19 protein-coding genes and 1 pseudogene are annotated in these 22,044 nt (G+C 73.8%); 9 read left to right on the plus strand and 11 right to left on the minus strand.

What is annotated here, in order from left to right; all coding sequences use genetic code 11:
• Positions 1-104 precede the first annotated feature (104 nt).
• The gene (locus tag SJ20_RS01285; protein WP_044658658.1) at positions 105-890 is read left to right on the plus strand and encodes a carbon-nitrogen hydrolase family protein; all 786 of its coding nucleotides are present in this window, start codon (positions 105-107) and stop codon (positions 888-890) included.
• A 148-nt stretch (positions 891-1,038) separates the two neighbouring features.
• Positions 1,039-1,578 (plus strand): hypothetical protein, encoded by a 540-nt coding sequence (locus tag SJ20_RS01290; protein ID WP_044658659.1) that lies wholly within the window; start codon positions 1,039-1,041, stop codon positions 1,576-1,578.
• A 113-nt stretch (positions 1,579-1,691) separates the two neighbouring features.
• On the opposite strand, the gene SJ20_RS01295 is transcribed toward SJ20_RS01290, so the two are convergent.
• Positions 1,692-2,405, minus strand: coding sequence for an IclR family transcriptional regulator (locus SJ20_RS01295; protein ID WP_044658660.1), 714 nt, complete (start codon positions 2,403-2,405; stop codon positions 1,692-1,694).
• 150 nt (positions 2,406-2,555) lie between these two features.
• On the opposite strand from SJ20_RS01295, the gene hutU reads away from it, so the two are divergent.
• The 4 genes from hutU to hutH all read left to right on the plus strand — a co-directional run bounded on the left by hutU (position 2,556) and on the right by hutH (position 8,643).
• Positions 2,556-4,253 carry a urocanate hydratase gene (gene hutU, locus SJ20_RS01300; protein ID WP_044658661.1) on the plus strand — a complete coding sequence of 566 codons (1,698 nt, stop codon included), beginning with the start codon at positions 2,556-2,558 and terminating at the stop codon, positions 4,251-4,253.
• 114 nt (positions 4,254-4,367) lie between these two features.
• Complete coding sequence (locus tag SJ20_RS01305; protein WP_082067556.1) at positions 4,368-5,744, plus strand: YjiH family protein; 1,377 nt, start codon at positions 4,368-4,370, stop codon at positions 5,742-5,744.
• A gap of 50 nt (positions 5,745-5,794) precedes the next feature.
• The gene (gene hutI / locus SJ20_RS01310) at positions 5,795-7,000 is read left to right on the plus strand and encodes an imidazolonepropionase (RefSeq protein ID WP_044658662.1); all 1,206 of its coding nucleotides are present in this window, start codon (positions 5,795-5,797) and stop codon (positions 6,998-7,000) included.
• A 29-nt stretch (positions 7,001-7,029) separates the two neighbouring features.
• Positions 7,030-8,643, plus strand: a complete 1,614-nt coding sequence (gene hutH / locus SJ20_RS01315) for a histidine ammonia-lyase (protein WP_044658663.1) — start codon at positions 7,030-7,032, stop codon at positions 8,641-8,643.
• Between the two features lie 103 nt (positions 8,644-8,746).
• On the opposite strand, the gene SJ20_RS01320 is transcribed toward hutH, so the two are convergent.
• Entirely contained in the window at positions 8,747-10,057 is a 1,311-nt protein-coding gene (locus SJ20_RS01320; RefSeq protein ID WP_044658664.1) for an MFS transporter, read from the minus strand.
• Entirely contained in the window at positions 10,054-10,653 is a 600-nt protein-coding gene (locus SJ20_RS01325) for a flavin reductase family protein (protein WP_230297363.1), read from the minus strand. The genes SJ20_RS01320 and SJ20_RS01325 overlap by 4 nt, the downstream gene beginning before the upstream one ends.
• A gap of 165 nt (positions 10,654-10,818) precedes the next feature.
• Between SJ20_RS01325 and SJ20_RS01330 the strand changes: the two genes are divergently transcribed.
• The gene (locus SJ20_RS01330; RefSeq protein ID WP_044658666.1) at positions 10,819-11,496 is read left to right on the plus strand and encodes a GntR family transcriptional regulator; all 678 of its coding nucleotides are present in this window, start codon (positions 10,819-10,821) and stop codon (positions 11,494-11,496) included.
• A 38-nt stretch (positions 11,497-11,534) separates the two neighbouring features.
• Here SJ20_RS01330 and hutG read toward each other — a convergent pair whose 3' ends face one another.
• The 7 genes and pseudogenes from hutG to SJ20_RS01365 all read right to left on the minus strand — a co-directional run bounded on the left by hutG (position 11,535) and on the right by SJ20_RS01365 (position 18,155).
• Positions 11,535-12,581 carry a formimidoylglutamase gene (hutG, locus tag SJ20_RS01335; protein WP_044658667.1) on the minus strand — a complete coding sequence of 349 codons (1,047 nt, stop codon included), beginning with the start codon at positions 12,579-12,581 and terminating at the stop codon, positions 11,535-11,537.
• A 74-nt stretch (positions 12,582-12,655) separates the two neighbouring features.
• Entirely contained in the window at positions 12,656-13,171 is a 516-nt protein-coding gene (locus SJ20_RS01340) for a CoA-binding protein (protein WP_044658668.1), read from the minus strand.
• Between the two features lie 3 nt (positions 13,172-13,174).
• Entirely contained in the window at positions 13,175-14,545 is a 1,371-nt protein-coding gene (locus tag SJ20_RS01345) for an O-acetylhomoserine aminocarboxypropyltransferase/cysteine synthase family protein (protein ID WP_044658669.1), read from the minus strand.
• 222 nt (positions 14,546-14,767) lie between these two features.
• Entirely contained in the window at positions 14,768-15,700 is a 933-nt protein-coding gene (locus tag SJ20_RS01350; protein WP_020624950.1) for a hypothetical protein, read from the minus strand.
• A 209-nt stretch (positions 15,701-15,909) separates the two neighbouring features.
• Positions 15,910-16,446 (minus strand): annotated as a pseudogene (locus SJ20_RS01355) (metallophosphoesterase).
• Positions 16,447-16,454: 8 nt separating this feature from the next.
• Positions 16,455-17,261, minus strand: coding sequence for a DUF1648 domain-containing protein (locus tag SJ20_RS01360; protein WP_041104449.1), 807 nt, complete (start codon positions 17,259-17,261; stop codon positions 16,455-16,457).
• A gap of 15 nt (positions 17,262-17,276) precedes the next feature.
• Complete coding sequence (locus SJ20_RS01365; RefSeq protein WP_041104451.1) at positions 17,277-18,155, minus strand: DMT family transporter; 879 nt, start codon at positions 18,153-18,155, stop codon at positions 17,277-17,279.
• A 201-nt stretch (positions 18,156-18,356) separates the two neighbouring features.
• Here SJ20_RS01365 and SJ20_RS01370 point away from each other — a divergent pair, with 201 nt between their 5' ends.
• Complete coding sequence (locus SJ20_RS01370) at positions 18,357-19,235, plus strand: siderophore-interacting protein (protein ID WP_041104453.1); 879 nt, start codon at positions 18,357-18,359, stop codon at positions 19,233-19,235.
• 197 nt (positions 19,236-19,432) lie between these two features.
• Entirely contained in the window at positions 19,433-20,722 is a 1,290-nt protein-coding gene (locus tag SJ20_RS01375) for a M20 family metallopeptidase (protein WP_044658670.1), read from the plus strand.
• Here the strand turns inward: SJ20_RS01375 and SJ20_RS01380 are convergent.
• A partial coding sequence (locus tag SJ20_RS01380) for an AMP-binding protein (RefSeq protein WP_044658671.1) occupies positions 20,671-22,044 on the minus strand: 1,374 nt, incomplete at its 5' end. The two genes, SJ20_RS01375 and SJ20_RS01380, sit on opposite strands and share 52 nt — an antisense overlap.

Here is a 22,044-nt window from a genome sequence, read left to right on the forward strand (position 1 = left end):
CGGCCGATGCGGGCCGACGTCGTGCCCGGTCCCCAGCGTGGCGGCTGGCCCCAGCGCTGACCAGGGCTGACGGCCACCGGCAGGGGCCTGGCTACCCTGGGGGCATGAGGATCAGCGTCGGACAGTTCGGGCCCGTGGGCGACGTCGAGGCGAACCTGGCCGTGATGGCCCGCCTCGCCGCCCGTGCCGCGGGCGAGGGGGCGGACCTCCTGGTGCTGCCCGAGGAGGCCATGCTCGGGGCCCGCGAGGTGGGGGAGCAGTTCCCCGACGCCGTCGCCACGGCCTGGGAGCCGTTCGCCGCGGGCCTGGCCGCGCTGGCGCGTGAGCACGGGATCGCCGTCGTCGCGGGCGGCTACGAGCCGGGACCGGACCGGCGTCCCTACAACACGCTGCTGGCGGTGGGCGCGGACGGCGCCCGGCTGGGCGCGTACCGCAAGCTCCACCTCTACGACGCGTTCGCACACCGCGAGTCGGACCGGATCACCCCCGGCGACGGCGGCGTCGCGGCGATCGAGCTCGGCGGGCTCCGCCTGGGCCTGCTCACCTGCTATGACCTGCGCTTCCCCGAGCTGTCCCGGCGTCTCGCGGTGGAGGGGGCGGACGTGCTCGTGATCCCCGCGGCGTGGTTCTCCGGCGAGCACAAGGTGGAGCACTGGCGCACCCTGCTCAAGGCCCGCGCGGTGGAGAACACGGTGTGGGTGGCCGCGGCGGACACGTGCTCGGACGGCACCGTGGGCCACTCGATGATCGTGGACCCGCTGGCGCTGCCCGTCGCCGAGCTCGCCGACGAGCGGGAGGCCGTGGCGACCGCGGAGGTCACCCGCGAGCGGATCGACGAGGTCAGGGAGTTCCTCCCCTCGCTCGCCAACCGCCGCACCGACGTCCTCTGAGCCGCCCCCGCCAGGCGGACGGGTCACCATTACCCCCTGGGGCTGGGAAAAGCCTAAAATCACGTCAGACGTGCAACCAGACGTGCAACCAGACGGGCGCCCTGGCGCCCGGAACGCGCCCCGCCCGGGGCGGGACGGGAGATCAGAGATGACCATCAACGCCGACGGCAGCCACGCCGTCCAGCCCCACACCGCGAACGCCCACACCACCCCGGCCCGCCCCGTGCGCCACGCCGTGGTGGAGGAGGAGGTGCTCGAGCCGCTGCGCCCGGTGGACGGCTGGGGCTTCACCAACCGCGTCATCCTCGTCTCGGTGCTCGTCGTGATCATCGGCAACGTCGTGCGCGTGCTCACCGGCGGCCTGGGTGATCCCAACGGCTCCGTGGCGCTGGGCGAGACCGGCCACGGCTGGGTCGTGCTGGTGCAGTCGTTCATGTTCGGCCTGGTGGGCGGCGCCCTGGCGGGCGCGGCCGGGTACCTGGTCGTGCTGCTGATGGGCGGGGCCGCCCGCTCCGTCGTGCGCTACGTGGTCGGTGGCGTGGTCGGTGGCTTCCTCGGTGCCGTGGGCCTGTTCGCGGTGTTCTCCAACACCGTCCTCTACGGGTCGGGCGTGCACCTGTTCTGGATGCTGCCGGTGGCCGGCCTGCTCGGCGGCCTCTGGGCGGGTCTCGTCTCCTCCCGCCGCTGATCCCGGACCCGGCGCCTCGGGCGCCGGGCACAGAGAAAGGCCCCGGTTCCGGCTCTCGCCGGGCCCGGGGCCTTCTCCGTCATCACTCGCACCTTCGATGAGGTGGCTTCAGCCTACGAACGCGCCTTGGGCTTTCCAGGGGAGTCGGCTGGGCGTTCCCTGGGAGTGTCGGCCGCCCCGAGCAGGTGCGCCAGCTCGTGGGTGGCGGCGACGAGGGCCGCCCCGCACCGGTCCGCCAGCTCGTCCGTGCAGCGGTAGGCCGGCACGAGCGTGCTGAGCGCCCCGACCACCGTGCCCGCCACGCTGATGGGGGCGGACAGCGAGGTGACGTCCTTCTCCACGGAACGGGTGCGCAGCGTGTAGTCCCCCGCGGCCACGCTGCCGCGCAGGGCGTCGCCCACGGCCGTGCCCGCCAGGGGGACGGTGCGTCCGACCCAGTTCGTGTGGCGGACCGAGTGCGTGCCCTCCACGATCGCCAGGTAGACGGCGGAGTCCGGAGGGGTCGTCACCGAGAGGTAGACGGATTCGCCCGTGGCGGCCACGACGTGGTCCATCGGCCCGCGGGCCAGCTGCACGAGCGAGTCCCGGGAGAAGGCCCGCGCCCCGAGCTGGATGAGGCGCACACCGGGGCGGTAGGCACCGTCGTCGTCGCGGGCCACGAAGCCGGACCCCTCGAGGCTGCGCAGCAGGCGCAGCGCCGTGGACGCCGGCAGGTCCGTGGCGCGGGCGGCCTCGGTCAGGCTCAGTCGGGGCTGCTCGGTGACGGCGGCGAGCAGGTCCAGGGCCCGGTCCACGGTGCGCGTCGAGGCGGTGGGGGTGGTGGTCATGACAGGGAGCGTAACGGGTGCGGGACACGCAGATCGGGCTTGCGCGTGAGCCGAGTCACTGTTTCAATGTTCGGAAAGTGCATGCCGAGCCGTGAAATCACCGGGGCCACCCGTCCCGGCGGCGCACGCACCCCGTCGAGAGGAACTGCCATGGCCGTGGGCTTCACCCAGCACGACCCGTCCCGCACCATCCGCGCCCCGCGCGGCACCGAGCTGTCCGCCAAGTCCTGGCAGACCGAGGCCCCGCTGCGGATGCTCATGAACAACCTGGACCCCGAGGTCGCCGAGCGTCCCGAGGACCTCGTCGTCTACGGCGGCACCGGCCGCGCGGCCCGCTCCTGGGAGGCCTACGACGCCATCGTCGCCACGCTCAAGGACCTCGAGGAGGACGAGACCCTCCTGGTGCAGTCCGGCAAGCCGGTCGGCGTCGTCAAGACCAACGTGTGGGCCCCCCGCGTGCTGATCGCCAACTCCAACCTGGTGGGCGACTGGGCCGACTGGAAGACCTTCCGCGAGCTCGAGGCCGAGGGCCTGATGATGTACGGCCAGATGACCGCCGGCTCGTGGATCTACATCGCCACCCAGGGCATCCTCCAGGGCACCTACGAGACCTTCGCCGCGATCGGCCGCAAGCGCTACGACGGCTCCCTCAAGGGCACCCTCACCCTCACCGGCGGCTGCGGCGGCATGGGCGGCGCCCAGCCCCTGGCCGTCACCCTCAACGGCGGCGTCTGCCTGATCGTGGACGTCTCGGAGGACCGCCTGCGCCGCCGCATGGGCAAGCGCTACCTGGACGAGGTGGAGACGGACATCGACAAGGCCGTCGAGCGCGTCATGCAGGCCAAGCGCGACGGCGAGGCCGTCTCCGTGGGCCTCGTGGGCAATGCCGCCGAGGTGTTCCCCGAGCTGCTCGAGCGCCAGAAGGCCGGCACCGTCGAGATCGACATCGTCACCGACCAGACCTCCGCGCACGACCCGCTGTCCTACCTGCCGATCGAGATCGACGAGAAGGACTGGCACGCCGAGGCCGAGGCCGACCCGGACACCTTCACCAAGAAGGCCCAGGAGTCCATGGCCCGCCAGGTCGAGGCCATGGTCGGCTTCCAGGACATCGGCGCCGAGGTGTTCGACTACGGCAACTCCATCCGCGACGAGGCCCGCAAGGCCGGCTACTCCCGCGCGTTCGAGTTCCCGGGCTTCGTCCCGGCCTACATCCGCCCGCTGTTCTGCGAGGGCCTCGGCCCGTTCCGCTGGGCCGCGCTCTCCGGCGACCCGGAGGACATCCGCGTGACCGACGCGGCGCTGAAGGAGCTGTTCCCCGAGAACGAGCACCTGCACCGCTGGCTCGACGGCGCTGCCGAGTTCGTGGAGTTCGAGGGCCTGCCGGCCCGCATCTGCTGGCTGGGCTACGGCGAGCGCCACAAGGCCGGCCTGCTCTTCAACCAGCTCGTGGCCGAGGGCAAGGTCAAGGCGCCGATCGTGATCGGCCGCGACCACCTCGACTCCGGCTCCGTGGCCTCCCCGTACCGCGAGACCGAGTCCATGCTGGACGGCTCCGACGCGATCGCCGACTGGCCGCTGCTCAACGCGCTGACCGCCACCTCCTCCGGCGCCACCTGGGTGTCGATCCACCACGGCGGCGGCGTCGGCATCGGCCGCTCCATCCACGCCGGTCAGGTCGGCCTGGCCGACGGCACCGAGCTGGCCGCGGCCAAGCTCACCGCCCTGCTGACCAACGACCCCGCCATGGGCGTCTTCCGTCACGTCGACTCGGGTTACTCCCGGGCCGTCGAGGTCGCCGCCGAGCGCGGCGTCCGTGTGCCCATGGAGGCCACGATCCGGGACTGACCCCGGTCACGTCGCCGGACGACGGTGCCACCGCACCGTCGCCGCCCGACGACTTCACCGCCGCGAGCCGGACGGGCGTCCGCCCGTCCGGCTCGCGATCGAAAGGACACCACGATGGACTCGTCCCGCCCCGCAGACCACGAGCTGCACACCGACACCACCGCGATGGCCGCGATCGAGGCCGACGCGCCCCGCCCGCCGGCGCGCTGGCGCATGATCGTCTACTCGGCGATCGGCATCGTCATGTTCTTCGTGCCCGTCACGATCAACGGGGCGAGCTCCATCCCGCTGGACCACCTGGTGACCTGGGTGCGCGGGCTGCTCGGCCCGGCCGACCGCTGGGTGGGCCTGGCCATCATCACCGCCGGCGCCGTGTACCCGTTCGCCTCGGGCCGCTGGCGCACCAGCACCACCCGGACGGTCTTCGCCTTCCTCGCGGTGCTCGGCCTGGTCGCCTCGGCGATGGTCGTGTTCGGCGTGGGCCCGAGCTGGATCCTGGACGAGAGCATCGGCCCGTTCCTGATGGACAAGCTCGTGGTGCCCGTGGGCCTGATCGTGCCCATCGGCGGCGTCTTCCTGGCCCTCGTGATCGGCTACGGCCTCATGGAGTTCGTGGGCGTCTACCTGCGCCCGGCCATGCGGCCGATCTGGCGCGTGCCCGGCCGCGCCGCCGTCGACGCCGTCGCGTCCTTCGTGGGCTCCTACGCCCTGGGCCTGCTGCTGACGAACCGCATGTACACCGGCGGCCGCTACACGGCCCGCGAGGCGGCGATCATCGCCGCCGGCTTCTCCACGGTGTCCGCGACCTTCATGGTGATCGTCGCCAAGACGCTGGGCCTGATGGACATCTGGCTCTGGTACTTCTTCGGCACCCTCCTGGTGACGTTCGTGGTCACGGCCATCACCGTGCGCATCCCGCCGCTGAGCCGCATCCCGGACGAGGTGTACCCCGGCGTGGTGCACTCGCCCGAGCAGGCCGTCACCCGGGACCGCTTCCGCGTGGCCCGTCGCGCCGCCGAGCAGACCCTTGCCGAGGCCCCGTCCCTGCCGAAGAACATCTGGGTCAACTTCCGGGACGGCCTCGTGATAGTGCTCCAGATCCTGCCCTCCATCATGTCCGTGGGCCTGATCGCCCTGGTCCTGGCCACGTACACGCCCGTGTTCGAGTGGATCGGCGTGATCTTCTACCCGCTGTTCTGGGCGTTCGGCTACTCCGACCCCGGCCTGCTGGCCTCGGCCTCTGCCACCTCGATCGCCGAGATGTTCATCCCGGCCACGATGGCGGCCGGCCACGAGGACCTCGTCGCCCGGTTCGTGATCGGCGTCGTCTGCGTCTCCGCGATCATCTTCTTCTCCGCGGTGGTTCCTGCCATCCTGGCCACGGACATCCCCGTGAAGATGTGGCACCTCCTGGTGATCTGGGTCGAGCGCGTGGCGCTCACCATCGTGCTGGCCACGCCGCTGGCCCACCTGGTGGCCGCGCTCGCCTGAGGCCCACCCCACCGCCCCACCTCCCCCGTCCGTCCCGCAGAGAGGCCCCCATGCGCTCCACGCTCATCACCGACATCGCCGAGCTGACCACCGTCGACCCCGAAGGGCGGGTGCTCACGGACGCGGCCGTCGTCGTCGAGGACGAGCGCGTCGCCTGGATCGGCCCCGCCGCGGACGCCCCGGAGGCGGACGACCGGGTGTCCGTCGAGGGCCGCGCCGTGCTGCCCGGCTGGGTGGACTCCCACACGCATCTCGTGTTCGACGGGGACCGCTCCGCCGAGTTCGAGGCCCGCATGGCCGGCGAGTCCTACGCGGCCGGCGGCATCGGCGTGACCACCTCCGCCACCCGCGCCGCCTCGGACGCTCGCCTGGCCGAGCTGGTCCGCGGCCGGGTGGCCGACGCGGTGGCCGGCGGCACCACCTACCTCGAGACCAAGACCGGCTACGGGCTCACCGTGGAGGAGGAGGCGCGCCACGCGCGCCTGCTGGCCGGGCTGCGCGAGGAGGGCCTCGTGGACGAGGTGACCTTCCTCGGCGCCCACCTCGTGCCCCCGGGCCGGGACGTGGAGGACTACCTGGACGACGTCGTCGGGCCGATGCTCGCGGCCGTGCGGGAGCACGTGGGCTGGGTGGACGTGTTCTGCGACACCGGCGCCTTCGACGCCGAGCAGACCCGCCGCGTGCTCGCCGCGGGTGTGGCGGCGGGCCTGGGCGTGCGCCTGCACGGCAACCAGATCGAGCAGGGCCCGGGGGTGGGCGTGGCCGTGGAGTTCGGCGCCGCCTCCGTGGACCACGTCAACCACCTCTCCGACGCGGACGTCGAGGCCCTGGCCGGCACCTGGGCCGACTGGGACCGCGCCTCCGCCACCGGGACGCCCGGCACCGTGGCCGGCTGCCTGCCCGCGTGCGACCTGTCCACCCGCGCCCCGCTGGCGCCCGCGCGTCGTCTGCTCGACGCCGGCATCGAGGTCTCCCTGGCCTCGAACTGCAACCCGGGCACCAGCTACACCACGTCCATGAACTTCAACGTGGGCACCGCCGTGCTGCAGATGCACCTGACCCTCGCCGAAGCCGTGCGCGCCGCCACCCTCGGCGGGGCCCTCGGCCTGCGCGCGCAGGACCGCGTCGGCAGCCTCGAGGTCGGCAAGCGCGCCGACCTGCACGTGCTCGACGCCCCCGCCGCCATCCACCTGGCCTACCGCCCCGGCATGCCGCTGACCCACGCGGTCTGGCGCGCGGGCCGTCGGGCCGTCTGATCGACCCACAGCAAGGAGAACGCATCACCATGACCACCCCTCCCGTCACCGTCACGCTCGGCACGTCCGGGGCCACCCTGGACGACGTCGTCGCCGTGGCCCGCCACGACGCCCGCGTGGTGCTCGCCGACGACGTGCTCGAGACCGTCGGCGCGGTGCGCCGCCACGTCGAGGCGCTGGCCGAGGCCGAGACCCCCACCTACGGCGTCTCCACCGGCTTCGGCGCGCTCGCGGACAAGCACATCCCGCTCGAGTCCCGCGCGCAGCTGCAGAAGTCCCTGATCCGCTCCCACGCCGCCGGCATGGGCCCCGTGGTGGAGCGTGAGGTCGTCCGCGCGCTGATGTTCCTGCGCGCCACCACGCTGGCCTCCGGCCGCACGGGCGTGCGCCCCGTGGTGGTCGAGACCTTCGTGGCCATGCTCAACGCGGGCATCACCCCCGCCGTGCGCGAGTTCGGCTCCCTGGGCTGCTCCGGCGACCTCGCCCCGCTCTCCCACGTGGCCCTGGCGCTGATGGGCGAGGGCGACGTCGTCGGGACGGACGGCGCGCTGCGTCCGGCCGGCGAGGCGCTCGCCGAGGCCGGGATCGAGCCGGTCGAGCTGCGCGAGAAGGAGGGCCTGGCCCTCGTCAACGGCACCGAGGGCATGCTCGGCATGCTGATCATGGCGCTGGCCGACCTCGAGGAGCTCGCCGACACCGTGGACCTCACCGCCGCGATGTCCGTGGAGGCGCTGCTCGGCACCGACCGCGTGTTCGTGCCGGAGCTGCACCTGCCGCTGCGCCCCCACCCGGGCCAGGCGACCTCCGCCGACCGGATGCTGAGGATCCTGGCGGGCTCGCCGATCGTGGCCAGCCACAAGGAGGGCGACTCCCGCGTGCAGGACGCCTACTCGCTGCGCTGCGCCCCGCAGGTGGCCGGCGGCCTGCGCGACACCCTCGCGTACGTGCGCACCGTGGCCGAGCGCGAGCTCGCCGCCACCGTGGACAACCCGGTGGTGCTCGACGACGGCCGGGTGAGCTCGAACGGCAACTTCCACGGGGCGCCCGTGGCGTACGTGCTGGACTTCCTGGCCATCCCGGTGGCCGACGTCGCCAGCATGTCCGAGCGCCGCACCGACCGCATGCTGGACCCGGCCCGCTCGCATGGGCTGCCCGCGTTCCTCGTGGACGACCCGGGCGTGGACTCCGGCATGATGATCGCCCAGTACACGCAGGCCGGGCTCGTCTCGGACATGAAGCGTCTGGCCGTGCCCGCGTCCGTGGACTCCATCCCGTCCTCCGCGATGCAGGAGGACCACGTCTCCATGGGCTGGCACGCCGCCCGCAAGCTGCGCTCGGCCGTGGAGAACTTCCGCCGCGTGCTCGCCGTCGAGCTCGTGGCCGCCGCCCGCGCGATCGAGCTGCGCGCCCCGCTGCAGCCCTCCGCCGCGACCGGTGCCGCCGTCCGCGTGATCCGCGAGGCCGGCGTGCCCGGTCCGGGTCCGGACCAGTACATGGCGCCGCAGCTGGCCGCCGCCGAGCAGGCCCTGCGCGACGGGTCCGTGCTGGCCGCCGTGGCGGAGGCGCTCGCGGGCGTCTCCGCCGACGCCGAGCCGCAGGACCTGGCCGAGGAGTCCGAGGGCGCCGAGGCCGAGGGGCACTGACGCCACAGAGTGGTCAGACGCCACCGAGTGGTCACGACATGCCGCGTGCGTCTGCACGAGACGGCGTGTCGTGACCACTCTGTGTGTGGGCGACCCTTCCGGCTCAGGCCGCCAGGTCCACGTCCTTCGTCTCCTTCATGAACAGGCCGGTCAGGCCGGTGAGGCCGCCGACCACCATGAGGTAGATCGGGAACGCGCTGGTCCATCCCTGCGCCGTCAGCCACGTGATCAGGTACGGTGCCGTGCCGCCGAAGATCGCGGTGGCCAGCGAGAGCATGGTGGCCACGCCCTTGGCGCGCACCGCCGTGGGCAGCACCTCGGACCAGACGGCGCCGTTGACGCCGAACAGCAGCGCCACGGCCAGCAGGGCGATGGTCTGCACGAGCAGGAACGAGGCGAAGGTGCCGTCCAGCATGCCGAACAGCGGGAACGGCAGCACCACGAAGAGCAGGCCGAAGGCGATGACCAGCGGGCGGCGGCCGACCCGGTCGCCCAGCAGGCCCGCCCCGAGGATGGCGACCAGGAAGATCACTTGGGCCACGAGCGAGGCCGAGAGGGTGGTGGACTTGTCCATCTGATGGGCCACCTGCGCGTGCGTGGGCAGGTAGATCAGCCACGTGTAGAACATCAGCGAGCCGCCCGCGGAGACCAGGAAGATCGTCAGCAGGCCGCGCCACACCGCACCCGGCTCCCGGCGGGGAGCGTCGTCGGCGGTGGGCACCACCTGCTGCGCCGCCGTGAAGTGCTCCGACTCCGTCAGGCTCCGTCGCAGGTACAGCGCATACAGGCCCAACACGCCGCCGATGCCGAACGCCACGCGCCAGCCCCAGGACGCCACCTGCTCGGGGGAGAGCAGCGTGTTGATGGCCAGGCCCACGAGCGTCGCCAGGATCGTGCCCACCACCACGGACACCCACGACGTCGCCCCGAACAGCCCGCGCCGGCCCTGCGGCGCCCGCTCCACGAGGTAGGTCACGGAGGTGCCCATCTCGCCTCCGTGCGCCAGGCCCTGCAGCAGGCGGGCGATGACGAGGATCACCGAGGCGAGGACGCCCACCGTGCCGTAGGTGGGGGTGAAGGCGATGATCAGGCTGCCGAGCGCGGTGATCATCATCGCCGCGAAGAGGCTGCGCTTGCGGCCCACCCGGTCCGCGTAGGCGCCGAACACGTAGCCGCCGATGGGGCGGGCGACGAAGCCCACCGCGAAGACGGCCAGGGTGGCGAGCAGCTCGGAGGTGGGGTTGTCCGCGTGGAAGATCTGCGCCGCGAAGACCGGGGCGAAGATCGTGTAGACGTTCCAGTCGTACCACTCCAGCGCGTTGCCGAAGTTCACGGCCAGCATGTCCTTCAGGCTCCGGGGGCGGGCCCGGGGCACGGGAGCGGGCCGGGCCGCGCCGGTGGCCGCGGTGCTCATGCCCGTCCCTCGAGGCCGGCCTGGGCATCGCCGTCGGCGCCGGGCACCCGCATCTCGAAGGTCTCCCGCACCACGGTGTAGTCGAAGTAGCCCAGGCGGGCGATCGGCTGGATGCGCGGGATGTCGATGCGGCCGTCGGCGGTGATGACGTCGTCGTCGATGTGGATGGTGTCCACGTGGGCGAAGACCACGTCGATGGTGCCGACGTTCGAGTCGCCCTTGATGCGGTGCGTCGAGTGGTAGCGGCACTCGAAGCGCACGGGGGACTCGGCGACCATCGGGATGGGGTGGTTGTCCGCGTAGACCTTGGTGACGCCGTGCTCGGCGATGCGGTCCCACTCGCTCTCGCCCGGCTTCAGGGCCATGGCGGAGACGTTGACGGCCTCGCGCAGGTCGTAGGTGGCCATGTTCCACACGAACCAGCCGGTCTGCTCCGCGTTGAGGACGGTGTCCTTGCGGCGTCCGTCCGGGTACTGGTTCGCGGAGAACATCACCATGGGCGGGTCGAAGGTGAGGTTCTGCCACTGGCTGTAGGGGGCGATGTTCTCCCGGCCGTCCGTGCTCACGGAGGACAGCCAGCCGATGGGCCGCGGCACGGTGGAGCTCTTGAAGGGGGAGAAGGGCAGGGGGTTGGCCTCGTGCTGCGGCGGTACTTCATGAGTCCTCCATGTGATGCCGGTAACAGTGTGTGGGCCACGCTATGTCGCATATTCCGGATATATCAAGCGGATTGGGGGCAGATCACTGCCTACGCTGGGCCCATGAACAAGTCGGAGGAGGCCTACGCCCGCCTGATGCAGAAGATCGAGACCGGGGAGCTGCCACCGGGCGCCATCCTCAGCGAGGCGGACCTCATTGACGTCGCCGAGACGGGGCGCACGCCCCTGCGCGAGGCCGTGCAGCGCCTCATCCGAGACCACTGGCTCCTGGTCGGTGGGGGACGGGGACTGCAGGTGCCCCCGATCTCCGTGGACGACCAGCTGGAGAGGCTGGAGGTGCGGCGGTCGCTCGAGGCGCTGGCCGTGGGACTGGCCTGCGCGCGGGCGGACGAGGAGCAGCTGGCCGCCGTCGCGGCCCACGTGCGGCACCTGCGCACGGTGGAGGACCTGGCGGCGTACGTCGCTGCCGTCGGGCGCTCGCACGAACTCCTGCGCACGATCGCGAACAACCGCTATCTCGCCGATTCCCTGGTCCCGCTCCAGGGGTTGTGCCGCCGGTTCTGGCTCGCCACCACGAAGGGCCTGCCCGACGAGGTCGAACGCGGCCGGGCGTTCTACGTCCCGGCGCTGGAGGCGGTGACCCGGAGGGACTCCGCAGGAGCCCGGGCCGGGGTGCTGGCCCTGCACGACTTCCTGGCACGCTCGGCGCTGGACTACGCCGCCCGACGCGCGGCCCACGGCAGCGCCGAGCCCCCGGCCCCGTGGGCGGAGGGACGCTGACGCGTGCGGCCCCCGCGCCCGAATGGACCCCGGCCCGCTCAGGCCAGCAGCGACGCGTCCGTCCGGTGACGGCTGACGATCGTGTGGATCAGCCGGGCCGCGGCCTTCGCCGTGCGGCCGTCCACGTCCAGGGCGGGGTTGAGCTCCACGACGTCGGCCAGGGCCAGCTTCCCGGACTGGGTGGCCTCCAGCGCGCACGCGTGGATCACCTCGTACGGCACGCCGAAGCCGGCCGGTGCGCTCACCCCCGGGGCGACGGCGGCCGGCAGCACATCCAGGTCGATCGTCAGGTAGAGCACGTCCACCGCGTTGATGAACGAGCGCACCCAGCGGCGGACGCCGGTGACGTCGGCGGTCTGGGCCTGCTCGTCGGTCACCCACGTGACCCCGCGTTCGCGCGCGGTGTCGAACAGGGCCCGGGTGTTGTTGGCCTCGCTGATGCCCACCACCGCGTAGGAGAGCTGATGCTCCGCCCCCTCGGCGTCCCGCAGCGCCTGCAGGAACGGGGTGCCGGAGCTGGGCCGCGGCGCCTCGCGCAGGTCGAAGTGCGCGTCCAGGTTGAGGATGCCCACGCGCGTGCCCGCGCCCACGCGCGTGGAGCCGGTCAGGCCCGTGATCGAGGCGTAGGCGGTCTCGTGTCCGCCGCCGAGCACCACGGCCAGGTCGTGGGCGTTCAGCAGCCCGCTGACCACTGTGCCCAGCTCGGCCTGGCCCGCCTCGAGTTCGCCCGGGGCGTCGTCGTCGCCGCGGTCCACGGACACGTCGCCCGCGTCCACGAGCGCGCCCGTGCCCTCGAGGTACGCGAGCGAGGCGAGCGCACCGCGCAGCGCCTCCGGGCCGTCCTCGGCGCCCACGCGGCCGTGGTTGCGGCGCACGCCCTCGTCCGAGGCGAAGCCGATGAGCGCCGTGGACCGCGCGCCCGACGTCGGAGCACCGGCACCGGGGTCGCGCTGCGTCGTCGTGGGCTCGCCGCGCCCGTCGGCGGGGCGGACGACCTGGTGCCAGCGCAGGTGCTCGGGGGTGTCGCCGTCGGTGCGGCCGGTCCAGGCGGGGGAGAGGGACGAGGAGGGGAGCTCGGAGGTCATGGGACCATCCCACGCCATCGACGGGCGGGTGCGCAACGAGGGCCGGACGACGCCCGACACGGGGCGTCGTCCACCTAGCGGTCCAGTTCCTGGCGCCGCGAGCTGATCACGCCGGTGACGAAGCCGGCGAGGTTGAGCCCGCCGTGGAAGCGGGCGTGCTCGATCTTCACGCAGCGGTCCATCACGATCTCCAGGCCCGCGGCCTCGGCCTGACGCGCGGCGTCCTCGTTCCAGATGCCCAGCTGCAGCCACACGGTCCGGGCGCCCACGCGGGCGGCGTCCGCGACCACCTCGGGGGCGTCGGAGGACTTGCGGAACACCTCCACGAGGTCCGGGATGACGGGCAGGTCGTCCAGCGAGGCGTACACGCGGTGGCCGAGGATCTCCTTGCCGGCCGCGGCGAGCACGGGATTCACGAAGTAGACGTCGTACGTGGTCGAGCTCAGCAGGTACGTGGCCACGAAGTACGACGCACGGGCCGGCTTGTCCGAGGCGCCGACGATCGCGATCGAGCGGGTGCGCCGCAGGATCGCCAGGCGCTCGGGGGCGCCGGGGCCGGTCCAGGTCCGCTCGGGGTGGGTGGTGCTCATGGCTCAGGCCTCCTGCTCTGCGGGGACGACGGCGCCGTCGCGGGTACGGCCGGTGGCCTCGGTCAGGGCCTGGTCCAGATCCCAGAGGATGTCCTCGAGGTCCTCGATGCCCACCGAGATGCGGATCAGGTCCGCCGGGATGCCCGCGGCCACGAGCTGCTCGGCGGTGAGCTGCTGATGGGTCGTCGTGGCGGGGTGCAGCACCAGCGTCTTCGCGTCGCCGATGTTGGCCAGGTGGGAGGCCAGCTGCAGCGCGGAGATGAAGCGCGACGCCGTCGCGCGCCCGGCCTCCGGGCCGGAGGCGCCGTCGTCGGTGTCCGTGGCTGCCGGGGCCACGCCGAAGCTGAACACCGAGCCGACGCCCCGGGGCAGCAGCTGCTGCGCGCGGGCGTGGTGCGGGTGGTCGGGCAGGCCGGCGTAGCGGACCCAGGAGACGCGTGGGTCCTCGTCCAGCCACTGCGCCACGGCCTGCGCATTCGCCAGGTGGGCGTCCATGCGCGGGGCCAGCGTCTCGACGCCGAGCAGCAGCTGGAACGCCGACTGCGGGGCCAGCGACGGGCCGAAGTCGCGCAGCTGCTCCGAGCGGAGCTTGGTGAGGAAACCGTACTCGCCGAAGTTGCCCCACCAGGAGACGCCGCCGTACGACGGCACGGGCTCGGTCATCGACGGGAACTTGCCGTTGTCCCACGGGAAGCGGCCGGACTCCACCACGACGCCGCCGAGCGTGGTGCCCTGCCCGCCGAGGAACTTCGTGGCCGAATGGATGACGATGTCCGCCCCGTGCTCGATCGGCCGGATCAGGTAGGGCGGGGTGAGGGTCGCGTCCACGACGAGCGGCACGCCGTGCCGGTGGGCGACGTCGGCCAGGCCGGGCAGGTCCACGACGTCACCGGAGGGGTTGGCGACGATCTCCGTGTAGACGGTCTTGGTGTTGGGCTGGAGGGCGGCCTCGAAGTCCGCGGCCTCGGCGGAGTCCACGAACGTGGTCTCGACGCCGAACCGGCGCAGGGAGACGTCCAGCTGGGTGATCGTGCCGCCGTACAGCTTGGAGGACGCCACGATGTGGTCGCCGGCCGCGGCGAGGGCCGCGAAGGTGACGAACTCGGCGGCCATGCCGGACGCCGTCGCGACGGCCCCGATCCCGCCCTCGAGCGTGGCGACCCGCTCCTCGAACGCGGCGACCGTGGGGTTGCCGATCCGCGAGTAGATGTTGCCGTACTTCTGCAGCGCGAAGAGGTTGGCGGCGTCTTCGGCGGACTCGAACACGAAGGAGCTGGTCTGGTGGATCGGCACCGCGCGGGAGCCGTGGACGGCGTCCGGGACGGCGCCCGCGTGCAGCGCCTGGGTGCGGAAGCCGAACTCGTGGTCAGCCACGGGGGTCCTTTCGATGGAGGCTTCGGGACAGTCCCTCCCATTGTCCCGGGCGAGGTGCGCCGGGGGCAGGGTGGGCACGTCGCAGAGCGTCACGCGGCGCAGGCCGGTGCCGTGCAACGCGGGTTGAGTTATCACCGGTTACGCGGGCCTGGACCCGTGACAACTCAACCCGCGTTGGACGGGACCCGTGACAACTCAACCCGTGTTGGCCGCGGGGGCGGATCAGCGCGTGCGGGCGAGCCGACGCCGGACCAGCCCCACGATCCGCCCGAACCCAGCGCGCTGGTCCTCCCAGGTGCAGCGCAGGGTCGTCCATTCCCGCTCGAGGCAGTACGCGTCCCGACGGGCGTCCCTCGCCTGCTGCTGAGCCGTGCGGTGGCCGGCGCCGTCGTACTGGAGGGCCAGGCGCGCCCCCCGGTACCCGAGGTCCACGACGGGCGAGGCCGGGTCGGCCGGGTCGACGGCGACCTGCAGCTCCGGCTCCGGCAGCCCGGCCCGGATCAGCGCGAGCCGGAGGAAGGTCTCGGGCGGGGAGTCGGCCCCGACGCGCACCTCGGCCAGCGCGGCACGTGCGAGACGGACACCCGGCCGGCCACGGCAGCGGGCGAGCACCTCCGACAGCCCGGGCACGGTGGCCACGGGGTGCGCCCGGCCCGTCGGCGTCCACGGCGGACACACCAGGTGGTCGCCGGCCGCGATGAGCCAGTCCACCTCGTGGGGGCGGAGCATCCCGGCGAGGTCGAACCAGGTGCGCGCCGCCGTCGTGACGCGCTGGCCGTCGGGAAGCTCGAGCACGTGGTCGGAGGGCAGTCGCACCCGGTGGCTGACGACGCCGCCCAGGTCGGTCCGGTGCGTGCGCGCGGACCGGTCGAAGGTCAGGTGCAGTCCGGCTGGCCGCGTGAGGCGGGGCGGCAGCGGCAGTCCGTGCCAGAGGGCGGCAGAGACGTGGGAGACCACCCCGCCCGTGAGGCGGACCAGCGCGGCCGCGCCGTCCGGGGCGCACGGGTCGGGGATGCCCGCGGTGTGCACGCCGCGGCAGATCCGGGCGAGGTCTGCCGCGAGGGTGCGGCGCCACGGCAGGCCGGCGGCGTGCAGCTCGGCCGTCGTGAAGGCGCCCGCGGCGAGGGTGGACGGCAGGGGCGTGCGCGCGGTCATGGGGTGAGCCTGCCGCCCCCGGGCCCTGCGACGGACCGGACCGACGCGCCCTGGGGAGGGCCGCCGTCGTCGTGGTGGCTGTGCAGGAGCGGCCGACCCGCCGGTCATGGTGGCACCGGCGCGACGCGGGTTGAGTTATCACGGGTGCAAGCCGCCTGGACCCGTGATAACTCAACCAGCGTTGCAGGGGGGAGCGGCCGGCCCGTCGGTCACGGCGTGCGGTCCACGGACACCAGCTCCACGTCCTCGAGCCGCCCGCCCCGCACCACCGCGCGCATCAGCGTGCACACCGGCTGCCGTCGCCGGTCCGTGCAGGAGCCGGGGTTGAGCAGCCGCAGGCCCGGGTTCGCGGTCTCCGGGCCGGCCACGGTGTCCCACGGGATGTGGCTGTGCCCGAACACCAGCACGTCCGCGTCCGGGAACGCCGCGGCCATGCGGCGCTCGCGGCCGGCCGCCGGGCCCGTCTCGTGGACCATCGCGATCCGCACCCCGCCGATCTCCACGCGCGCCACCTCGGGCAGCCGCGCCCGCAGCCCCGGCCCGTCGTTGTTGCCCCACACGCCCACCAGCCGGGCGGCCCGTGCGTCGAGGTCGTCGAGCACGTCCTAGGTCACCCAGTCGCCGGCGTGGAGCACGACGTCGGCCCGCGCCACCCCGGCCCACACCTGCGCGGGCAGGGCGCGGGCACGCCGCGGGATGTGGGTGTCGGCGATCAGGAGCAGGCGGACGGCGACGTCGTCGGGCACGGTCCGCCTCACCGCGCGGCGAACGCGCCGAGCCAGAGCGCCAGCGGCAGGCCGATGATGAACACCGCCACGAATCCGCGCACCAGCCACCGGCCCACCGGCGTGGCGAGGTTGATCGTCACGCCCACGCCGTAGCCGGGGCGTTTGGCGGGGAAGACGGCCGGGTCCTCGGGGTCGCGCTTGAGCCCCAGGGGCGTCCACACCTCGTCCTCGGCGCGTTCCGCGGCCGTGGGCCGGTGCCCGAGCTCCGCCGCGACGCGGTCCGACCAGCGCGTCCACCGCCGCGTGCTGGCCCGCATCGCCGGGAAGATGCCCACCATGAGCACGGTCAGCGTGAGGGGCAGGATCCACCACGGCATCGTCCACGCCCCGGCGGCGAGCACCTCGGCCGTCATCGGGGCCAGCACCAGCACGATGAGCACGCACGACCACCCGAGGCTTTCCTGGACCCCGCGGTGCACCCCCGCCTGGCGCACGCGCCGCCACGGGGACAGCGCCGGATCCGTGGGGACGAGGGCGGTGACCATCGCGGAGACCAGGGCCAGGAACCCCGTCACGCCGAGGCCGATCAGCGGCCCCACCGCCACCGTGCCGAACGAGGTGTCCTCCCACGCATCCGGTCGCCCGTCGACGCCCCAGTGCGTGGGCACGCGCTCCGGCAGGCCTGGCAGGGCGACGAGGGCCCACCCCAGCAGCGCCAGGCACAGCACGGCCGCGAGCAGGAACGGCAGCCACGGACGCAGCCGGCCACGGCGCAGGGCGGCGCGCTCGGCGGCGGGGACGTCGTCGGGGGCGGGACGGGACGGGTGGGGCATCGACACAGGCTAGCCTCAGCCCCTGCCCGCCACACCCGGTGATCGGCCCGTCCAGACGGCGGCCGCGCACGCCGCGATCACCAGCAGCATCCCCGCCAGGTCCAGCGGGGTGAGCTCCTGCCCGCGCACGGCCCACGCCGTCAGCGCCGCCGCGATCGGCGAGAGGCACGTCAGCAGGGAGAACAGCGCGGTCGGCATGCGGCGCAGCACCTGCAGGTCGATCCCGTACGGCACCGCTGTGGACAGCAACGCCACGGCCAGCCCCACGCCCAGCACCACGGGGGAGAGCAGGGCCGCCCCCGCCGTCGCGACGCCGACCGGCAGCGCCACGAGGGACCCGGCCGCCGTCGCCAGGGCCAGCCCCTGCACCCCCGGCAGGTGGGTCCCCGCGCGCCGCGAGAGCAGGATGTACCCCGCCCAGCACGCCGCCGCGGCCAGCGCGAGCGCCACCCCCACCGGGTCCAGCCCCGCCCCGCCGATCCCGCCGTCCGCGCTGAACCCCTCCCGGCCGAGCACCCCGATCCCGGCGAGCGCGAGGGCCGCCCACGCCGCCGATCGCCACGACGGCCGCGCCGCCACGGACAGCGCCAGCGGCCCGAGCACCTCGAACGTCACGGCCACGCCCTGCGGGATCCGCGCGAACGCCTCGTAGATGGCCAGGTTCATGCCGGTCATGGCCGCGCCCAGCCCGACGACGGCGGCCCACCCCCGGGGGCCCAGGCCGGCGAGGGCGGCGCGGCTCGGCCGGGTGACGAGCAGCAGCACGGCCGCGGAGAACACCACGCGCAGGGCGACCATGGCGGACGCGCCGACGTCGTCGAACAGCAGGCCCGCCACGGACGCGCCGAGCTGCTGGCTCAGCAGCGAGAGCAGGACGAGCAGGACGAGACGCACGCCCACAGCCTAGGGGCGCGCCGCGCCACCCCGGCCCCGGCCGGCGCGGGACCGCTGCTGCCGGAGGACCACCGGGGGGCCCGGTTCCGCCGACCCCGAGGCCGCGGAAAACATCACGCTGACGTGCGCTAATCCGCCTCGTCGTGGGAAAGTGGGGGACGCGCGCCGGCGCAGACCCCGCCCCGATCCCAGGAGGCCCGCATGGCCCGGCCCCAGACCGTCCTCACCGTGGTGGCCGCCCGCCGGCTCACCCCGCACCTCGTGCGCCTGACCCTCGGCGGCGAGCAGTTCGACGCCGTCCACGCCCGCTGGGCGGAGAAGGGCGCCACGGACCAGTACGTGAAGCTGCTCTTCGCCGACCCCGCGCTCGGCCTCGAGCCCCCGTACGACCTGGACGCCCTCCGCGAGCGCCTCGCCCCGGAGCAGCTGCCGGTCCGCCGCACCTACACGGTGCGCCGCATGGACGCGGCCGCCCGCACCATGGACGTCGACTTCGTGGTCCACGGCGCGTCCGACGACGGCGCCGCCCCCGGGCACGACGGCGGCCTGGCCGGGGCGTGGGCGGCCTCCGAGCCCGTGGGGCAGCAGGTCGCGTTCCTGGGCCCCGGCGGCGCCTACCGACCCGACCCCACCGCCGACTGGCACCTGCTCGCGGGCGATGAGGCCGCGCTGCCGGCGATCGCCGCCGCCCTCGAGGACCTGGCCGCCACGGACGCCGCGGCGGCCGGTGTCGCGTTGATCGAGGTGACCGACGCAAGCGACGAGGTGCCCCTGACCGCGCCGGCCGGCGTCGAGGTGCGCTGGCTGCACCGCGGCGGCCCCTTCACCCCGGAGACGACGCGGTTCGCCGCCGCCGTCGAGGACGCGGGGTGGCGGGACGGACGGGTGCACGCGTTCGTGCACGGCGAGCGGGAGCAGGTCAAGCGCGTCCGGGCGTACCTCACGGACGTGCGCGGCGTGGACCGGCGGCAGCTGTCGGTGAGCGCGTACTGGGCCTACGGCCGTGCCGAGGATGTGTTCCAGGCGGAGAAGCAGACCCCGGTGGGGCAGATCTTCGAGGACGGCGCCACCGGCGGCTGACCCGCACAGGTTCGGCACAGCCGCGGCTGCGCCTCCGGCCCGCCGCGAACGCCACCTTCACCGAGTGGAACGCGGTCGAGGCGCCCGAGGCCCCCGCCAAGGAGGACGTCTTCGACCTGGCCGAGCTGCAGGAGCTGGCCGGCTGACCCGCTGCGCGATCCGGGTGGGCTGGCGGGCCGCCACGGCATGATGTCCTGATGGACCGCACCGCCCCCACCCCGCCCGCGAACGCCCTCGCCCCGGACCTGCCGGAGGACATCGCCCGGGAGGCGATCGCCTTCCGCCGCCTCCTCCACGGACATCCGGAGCTGGACCTGCACCTGCCCCGCACCCAGGCCGCCGTCCTCGAGCGGCTCGAGGCCCTGCGCGCTGAGGCGGGGGAGGATGCCGCCACCGGTCGCCCCGCGCTGGAGACGAGCGTGGGCCGGGCGCTGAGCTCCGTCGTCGTGGTGTTGCGCGGCGGGGCCCCGCTGCCGGAGGGGGCCCGGCGGCCGGTCGTGCTGCTGCGGGGGGACATGGACGCCCTGCCCGTCACGGAGGAGACCGGGCTGGAGTACGCCCCCGCCGTGCCGGGCACCATGCACGCCTGCGGCCACGACCTGCACACCGCCGGCCTCTACGGCGCGCTGGCGTGGCTGGTGCGCCGTCGCGGGGAGCTCACCGCCGACGTGGTGGCCATGTTCCAGCCCGGGGAGGAGACCGGCGGCGGCGCCCTGCACATGATCCAGGAGGGGCTGCTGGAGGCGGCCGGGCGACCGGTGGACGCCGCCTACGCGATCCATGTCTCCTCGGGCACGTACCCGCGCGGCGTCCTGCTCAGCCGCCCGGGGGCGATCCAGGCCGGCTGCGACGACCTGGTGGTGACGGTGCACGGTCGAGGCGGGCACGGCTCGGTGCCGCACCTGGCCCAGGATCCGGTGCCCGTGGCCGCCGAGATGGTGCTGGCGCTGCAGTCCGTGGTCACCCGGCAGTTCGACGCCTTCGACCCGGTGGTCGCGACCGTCGGGCACCTGAGCGCGGGCACGGCGGCCAACATCATCCCGGACAGCGCCACCCTCGCCCTCACCCTGCGGACCTTCTCCGCGGACGCCCGCGCCCGGCTGCTCTCGGCCGTGGAGCGCCTGGTGCATGGGATCGCCGCGGCGCACGGCATGAGCGCGCAGGTCCGGACGGACTGCGCGTTCCCGGTGACGGCCAACGATCCGGACGCGGTGGCCTTCGTCCGCGGGGTCGTGGAGGACCTCTACGGGGCCGACGCCTACCGGGAGCTGCCCGAGCCCGAGCCCGGCAGCGAGGACTTCTCCGAGGTCCTCCAGCGGGTGCCCGGCGCCTACGTCCTGCTCGGGGCGGTCCCGGAGGGCATGGACCCGGACGAGGCCCCGGTCAACCACTCCCCGCAGGCCGTGTTCGACGACGCCGTGGTGCCGCGGGCCGCTCAGGTGCTGGCCGAGCTGGCGCTGCGGACGGCGCCGGGGCCGGCGTCCTGAGCGCGGCGGCCGGCCCGGAGCACCTCGGCGATCTGCCCGACGCACGGCTCGTTCTGCAGGCTCGTGGTGTCTCCGAGCGCGGTGCCCTGGTGCAGCTGCGTCAGCAGCCGCCGCATGATCTTGCCCGAACGGGTCTTGGGCACGTCGGGGACGAAGACCACCTCGGCGGGCTTGGCCACCGGCCCGATCACCCGCCCCACATGCCGCCGCAGCTCCTCGGCACGGTCGGCGGCGGAGGCGCCGGGGCCGTCGTCGCCGGCCAGCCAGCTCTCGTGCGCCACCACGAAGGCGACGGCCGCGTGCCCGGTGGTCTCGTGCGGCACGGGGCACACCCCCGCCTCGATCACCTCCGGGTGCGCCACGAGGGCGGACTCGATCTCGATGGTGCTCAGCCGGTGCCCGGAGATGTTGATGACGTCGTCCACGCGCCCGAGGATCCAGACGTCGCCGTCCTCGTCCCGCTTGGCGCCGTCGCCGGCGAGGAACCAGCCCGCCTCGCCCTGGTCCGCGTAGTCCTCCCAGTACGAGTGGAAGTAGCGGGCCGGGTTCTGCCACACGGTCCGGGCCATCGACGGCGAGGTGCGGGTGACCACGATCCGACCCTGCAGGCCCTCGGGCGTGGGGGTGCCGTCGTCGTCGACCACGGCCACGTCCACCCCCGGCAGGGGCCGGGAGCCGCAGCCCGGCTTGAAGGCCGTGTCCGTGGGGCGGGGGGAGAGCACGGTGGCGCCCGTCTCGGACTGCCACCACGTGTCCACCATCGGCAGGTCCGGGGTGTCCCGGCCGATCTGGGTCCGCGCCCACGTCCAGGCCTCCGGGTTCACGGACTCGCCCACGGTGCCGATCAGGCGGATCGAGGACAGGTCCGGGCCGCCGTCCGCGTGCGCCGGGATCCCGTCCGGATGCCAGCCCTTGAGCGAGCGGATCAGGGTGGGCGCCGTGTAGTAGCTCGTCACCCGGTAGCGCTCGATCACCTCGAAGTGCCGGCCCGGGTGCGGGGCGTTCGGCACGCCCTCGTAGATCACCTGCGTGACCCCGTTCGAGAGCGGACCGTAGATCTCGTAGGTGTGCGCGGTGACCCAGGCCAGGTCCGCGGTGCACCAGTGGACGTCGTCGTCGCGCCGTGCCGGGTCCGGGTGGGAGAACAGGAAGTCGTGTGTCCACGAGGCCGCGGCGAGGTACCCGCCGGAGGTGTGCACGAGCCCCTTGGGCTGTCCCGTGGTGCCGGAGGTGTACATGATGAACAGCGGGTGCTCCGCGTCGAAGGCGCGCGGGGTGTGGGTGTCCGGCTGGCGGTCCACGACGTCGTGCCACCACAGGTC

It is taken from the genome of Micrococcus sp. MS-ASIII-49 (assembly GCF_000946635.1).
Taxonomy (GTDB): domain Bacteria; phylum Actinomycetota; class Actinomycetes; order Actinomycetales; family Micrococcaceae; genus Micrococcus; species Micrococcus luteus.

Bases quoted from the DNA above. Each gene is read 5' to 3' on its own strand.
- hutH (WP_044658663.1), top strand. From the start codon at position 7,030: ATGACCACCCCTCCCGTCACCGTCACGCTCGGCACGTCCGGGGCCACC.
- SJ20_RS01360 (WP_041104449.1), bottom strand. From the start codon at position 17,261: ATGCCCCACCCGTCCCGTCCCGCCCCCGACGACGTCCCCGCCGCCGAG.
- hutG (WP_044658667.1), bottom strand. From the start codon at position 12,581: ATGACCTCCGAGCTCCCCTCCTCGTCCCTCTCCCCCGCCTGGACCGGC.
- SJ20_RS01285 (WP_044658658.1), top strand. From the start codon at position 105: ATGAGGATCAGCGTCGGACAGTTCGGGCCCGTGGGCGACGTCGAGGCG.
- hutI (WP_044658662.1), top strand. From the start codon at position 5,795: ATGCGCTCCACGCTCATCACCGACATCGCCGAGCTGACCACCGTCGAC.
- SJ20_RS01320 (WP_044658664.1), bottom strand. From the start codon at position 10,057: ATGAGCACCGCGGCCACCGGCGCGGCCCGGCCCGCTCCCGTGCCCCGG.
- SJ20_RS01370 (WP_041104453.1), top strand. From the start codon at position 18,357: ATGGCCCGGCCCCAGACCGTCCTCACCGTGGTGGCCGCCCGCCGGCTC.
- SJ20_RS01295 (WP_044658660.1), bottom strand. From the start codon at position 2,405: ATGACCACCACCCCCACCGCCTCGACGCGCACCGTGGACCGGGCCCTG.
- SJ20_RS01340 (WP_044658668.1), bottom strand. From the start codon at position 13,171: ATGAGCACCACCCACCCCGAGCGGACCTGGACCGGCCCCGGCGCCCCC.
- SJ20_RS01330 (WP_044658666.1), top strand. From the start codon at position 10,819: ATGAACAAGTCGGAGGAGGCCTACGCCCGCCTGATGCAGAAGATCGAG.
- SJ20_RS01305 (WP_082067556.1), top strand. From the start codon at position 4,368: ATGGACTCGTCCCGCCCCGCAGACCACGAGCTGCACACCGACACCACC.
- SJ20_RS01290 (WP_044658659.1), top strand. From the start codon at position 1,039: ATGACCATCAACGCCGACGGCAGCCACGCCGTCCAGCCCCACACCGCG.
- hutU (WP_044658661.1), top strand. From the start codon at position 2,556: ATGGCCGTGGGCTTCACCCAGCACGACCCGTCCCGCACCATCCGCGCC.
- SJ20_RS01375 (WP_044658670.1), top strand. From the start codon at position 19,433: ATGGACCGCACCGCCCCCACCCCGCCCGCGAACGCCCTCGCCCCGGAC.
- SJ20_RS01350 (WP_020624950.1), bottom strand. From the start codon at position 15,700: ATGACCGCGCGCACGCCCCTGCCGTCCACCCTCGCCGCGGGCGCCTTC.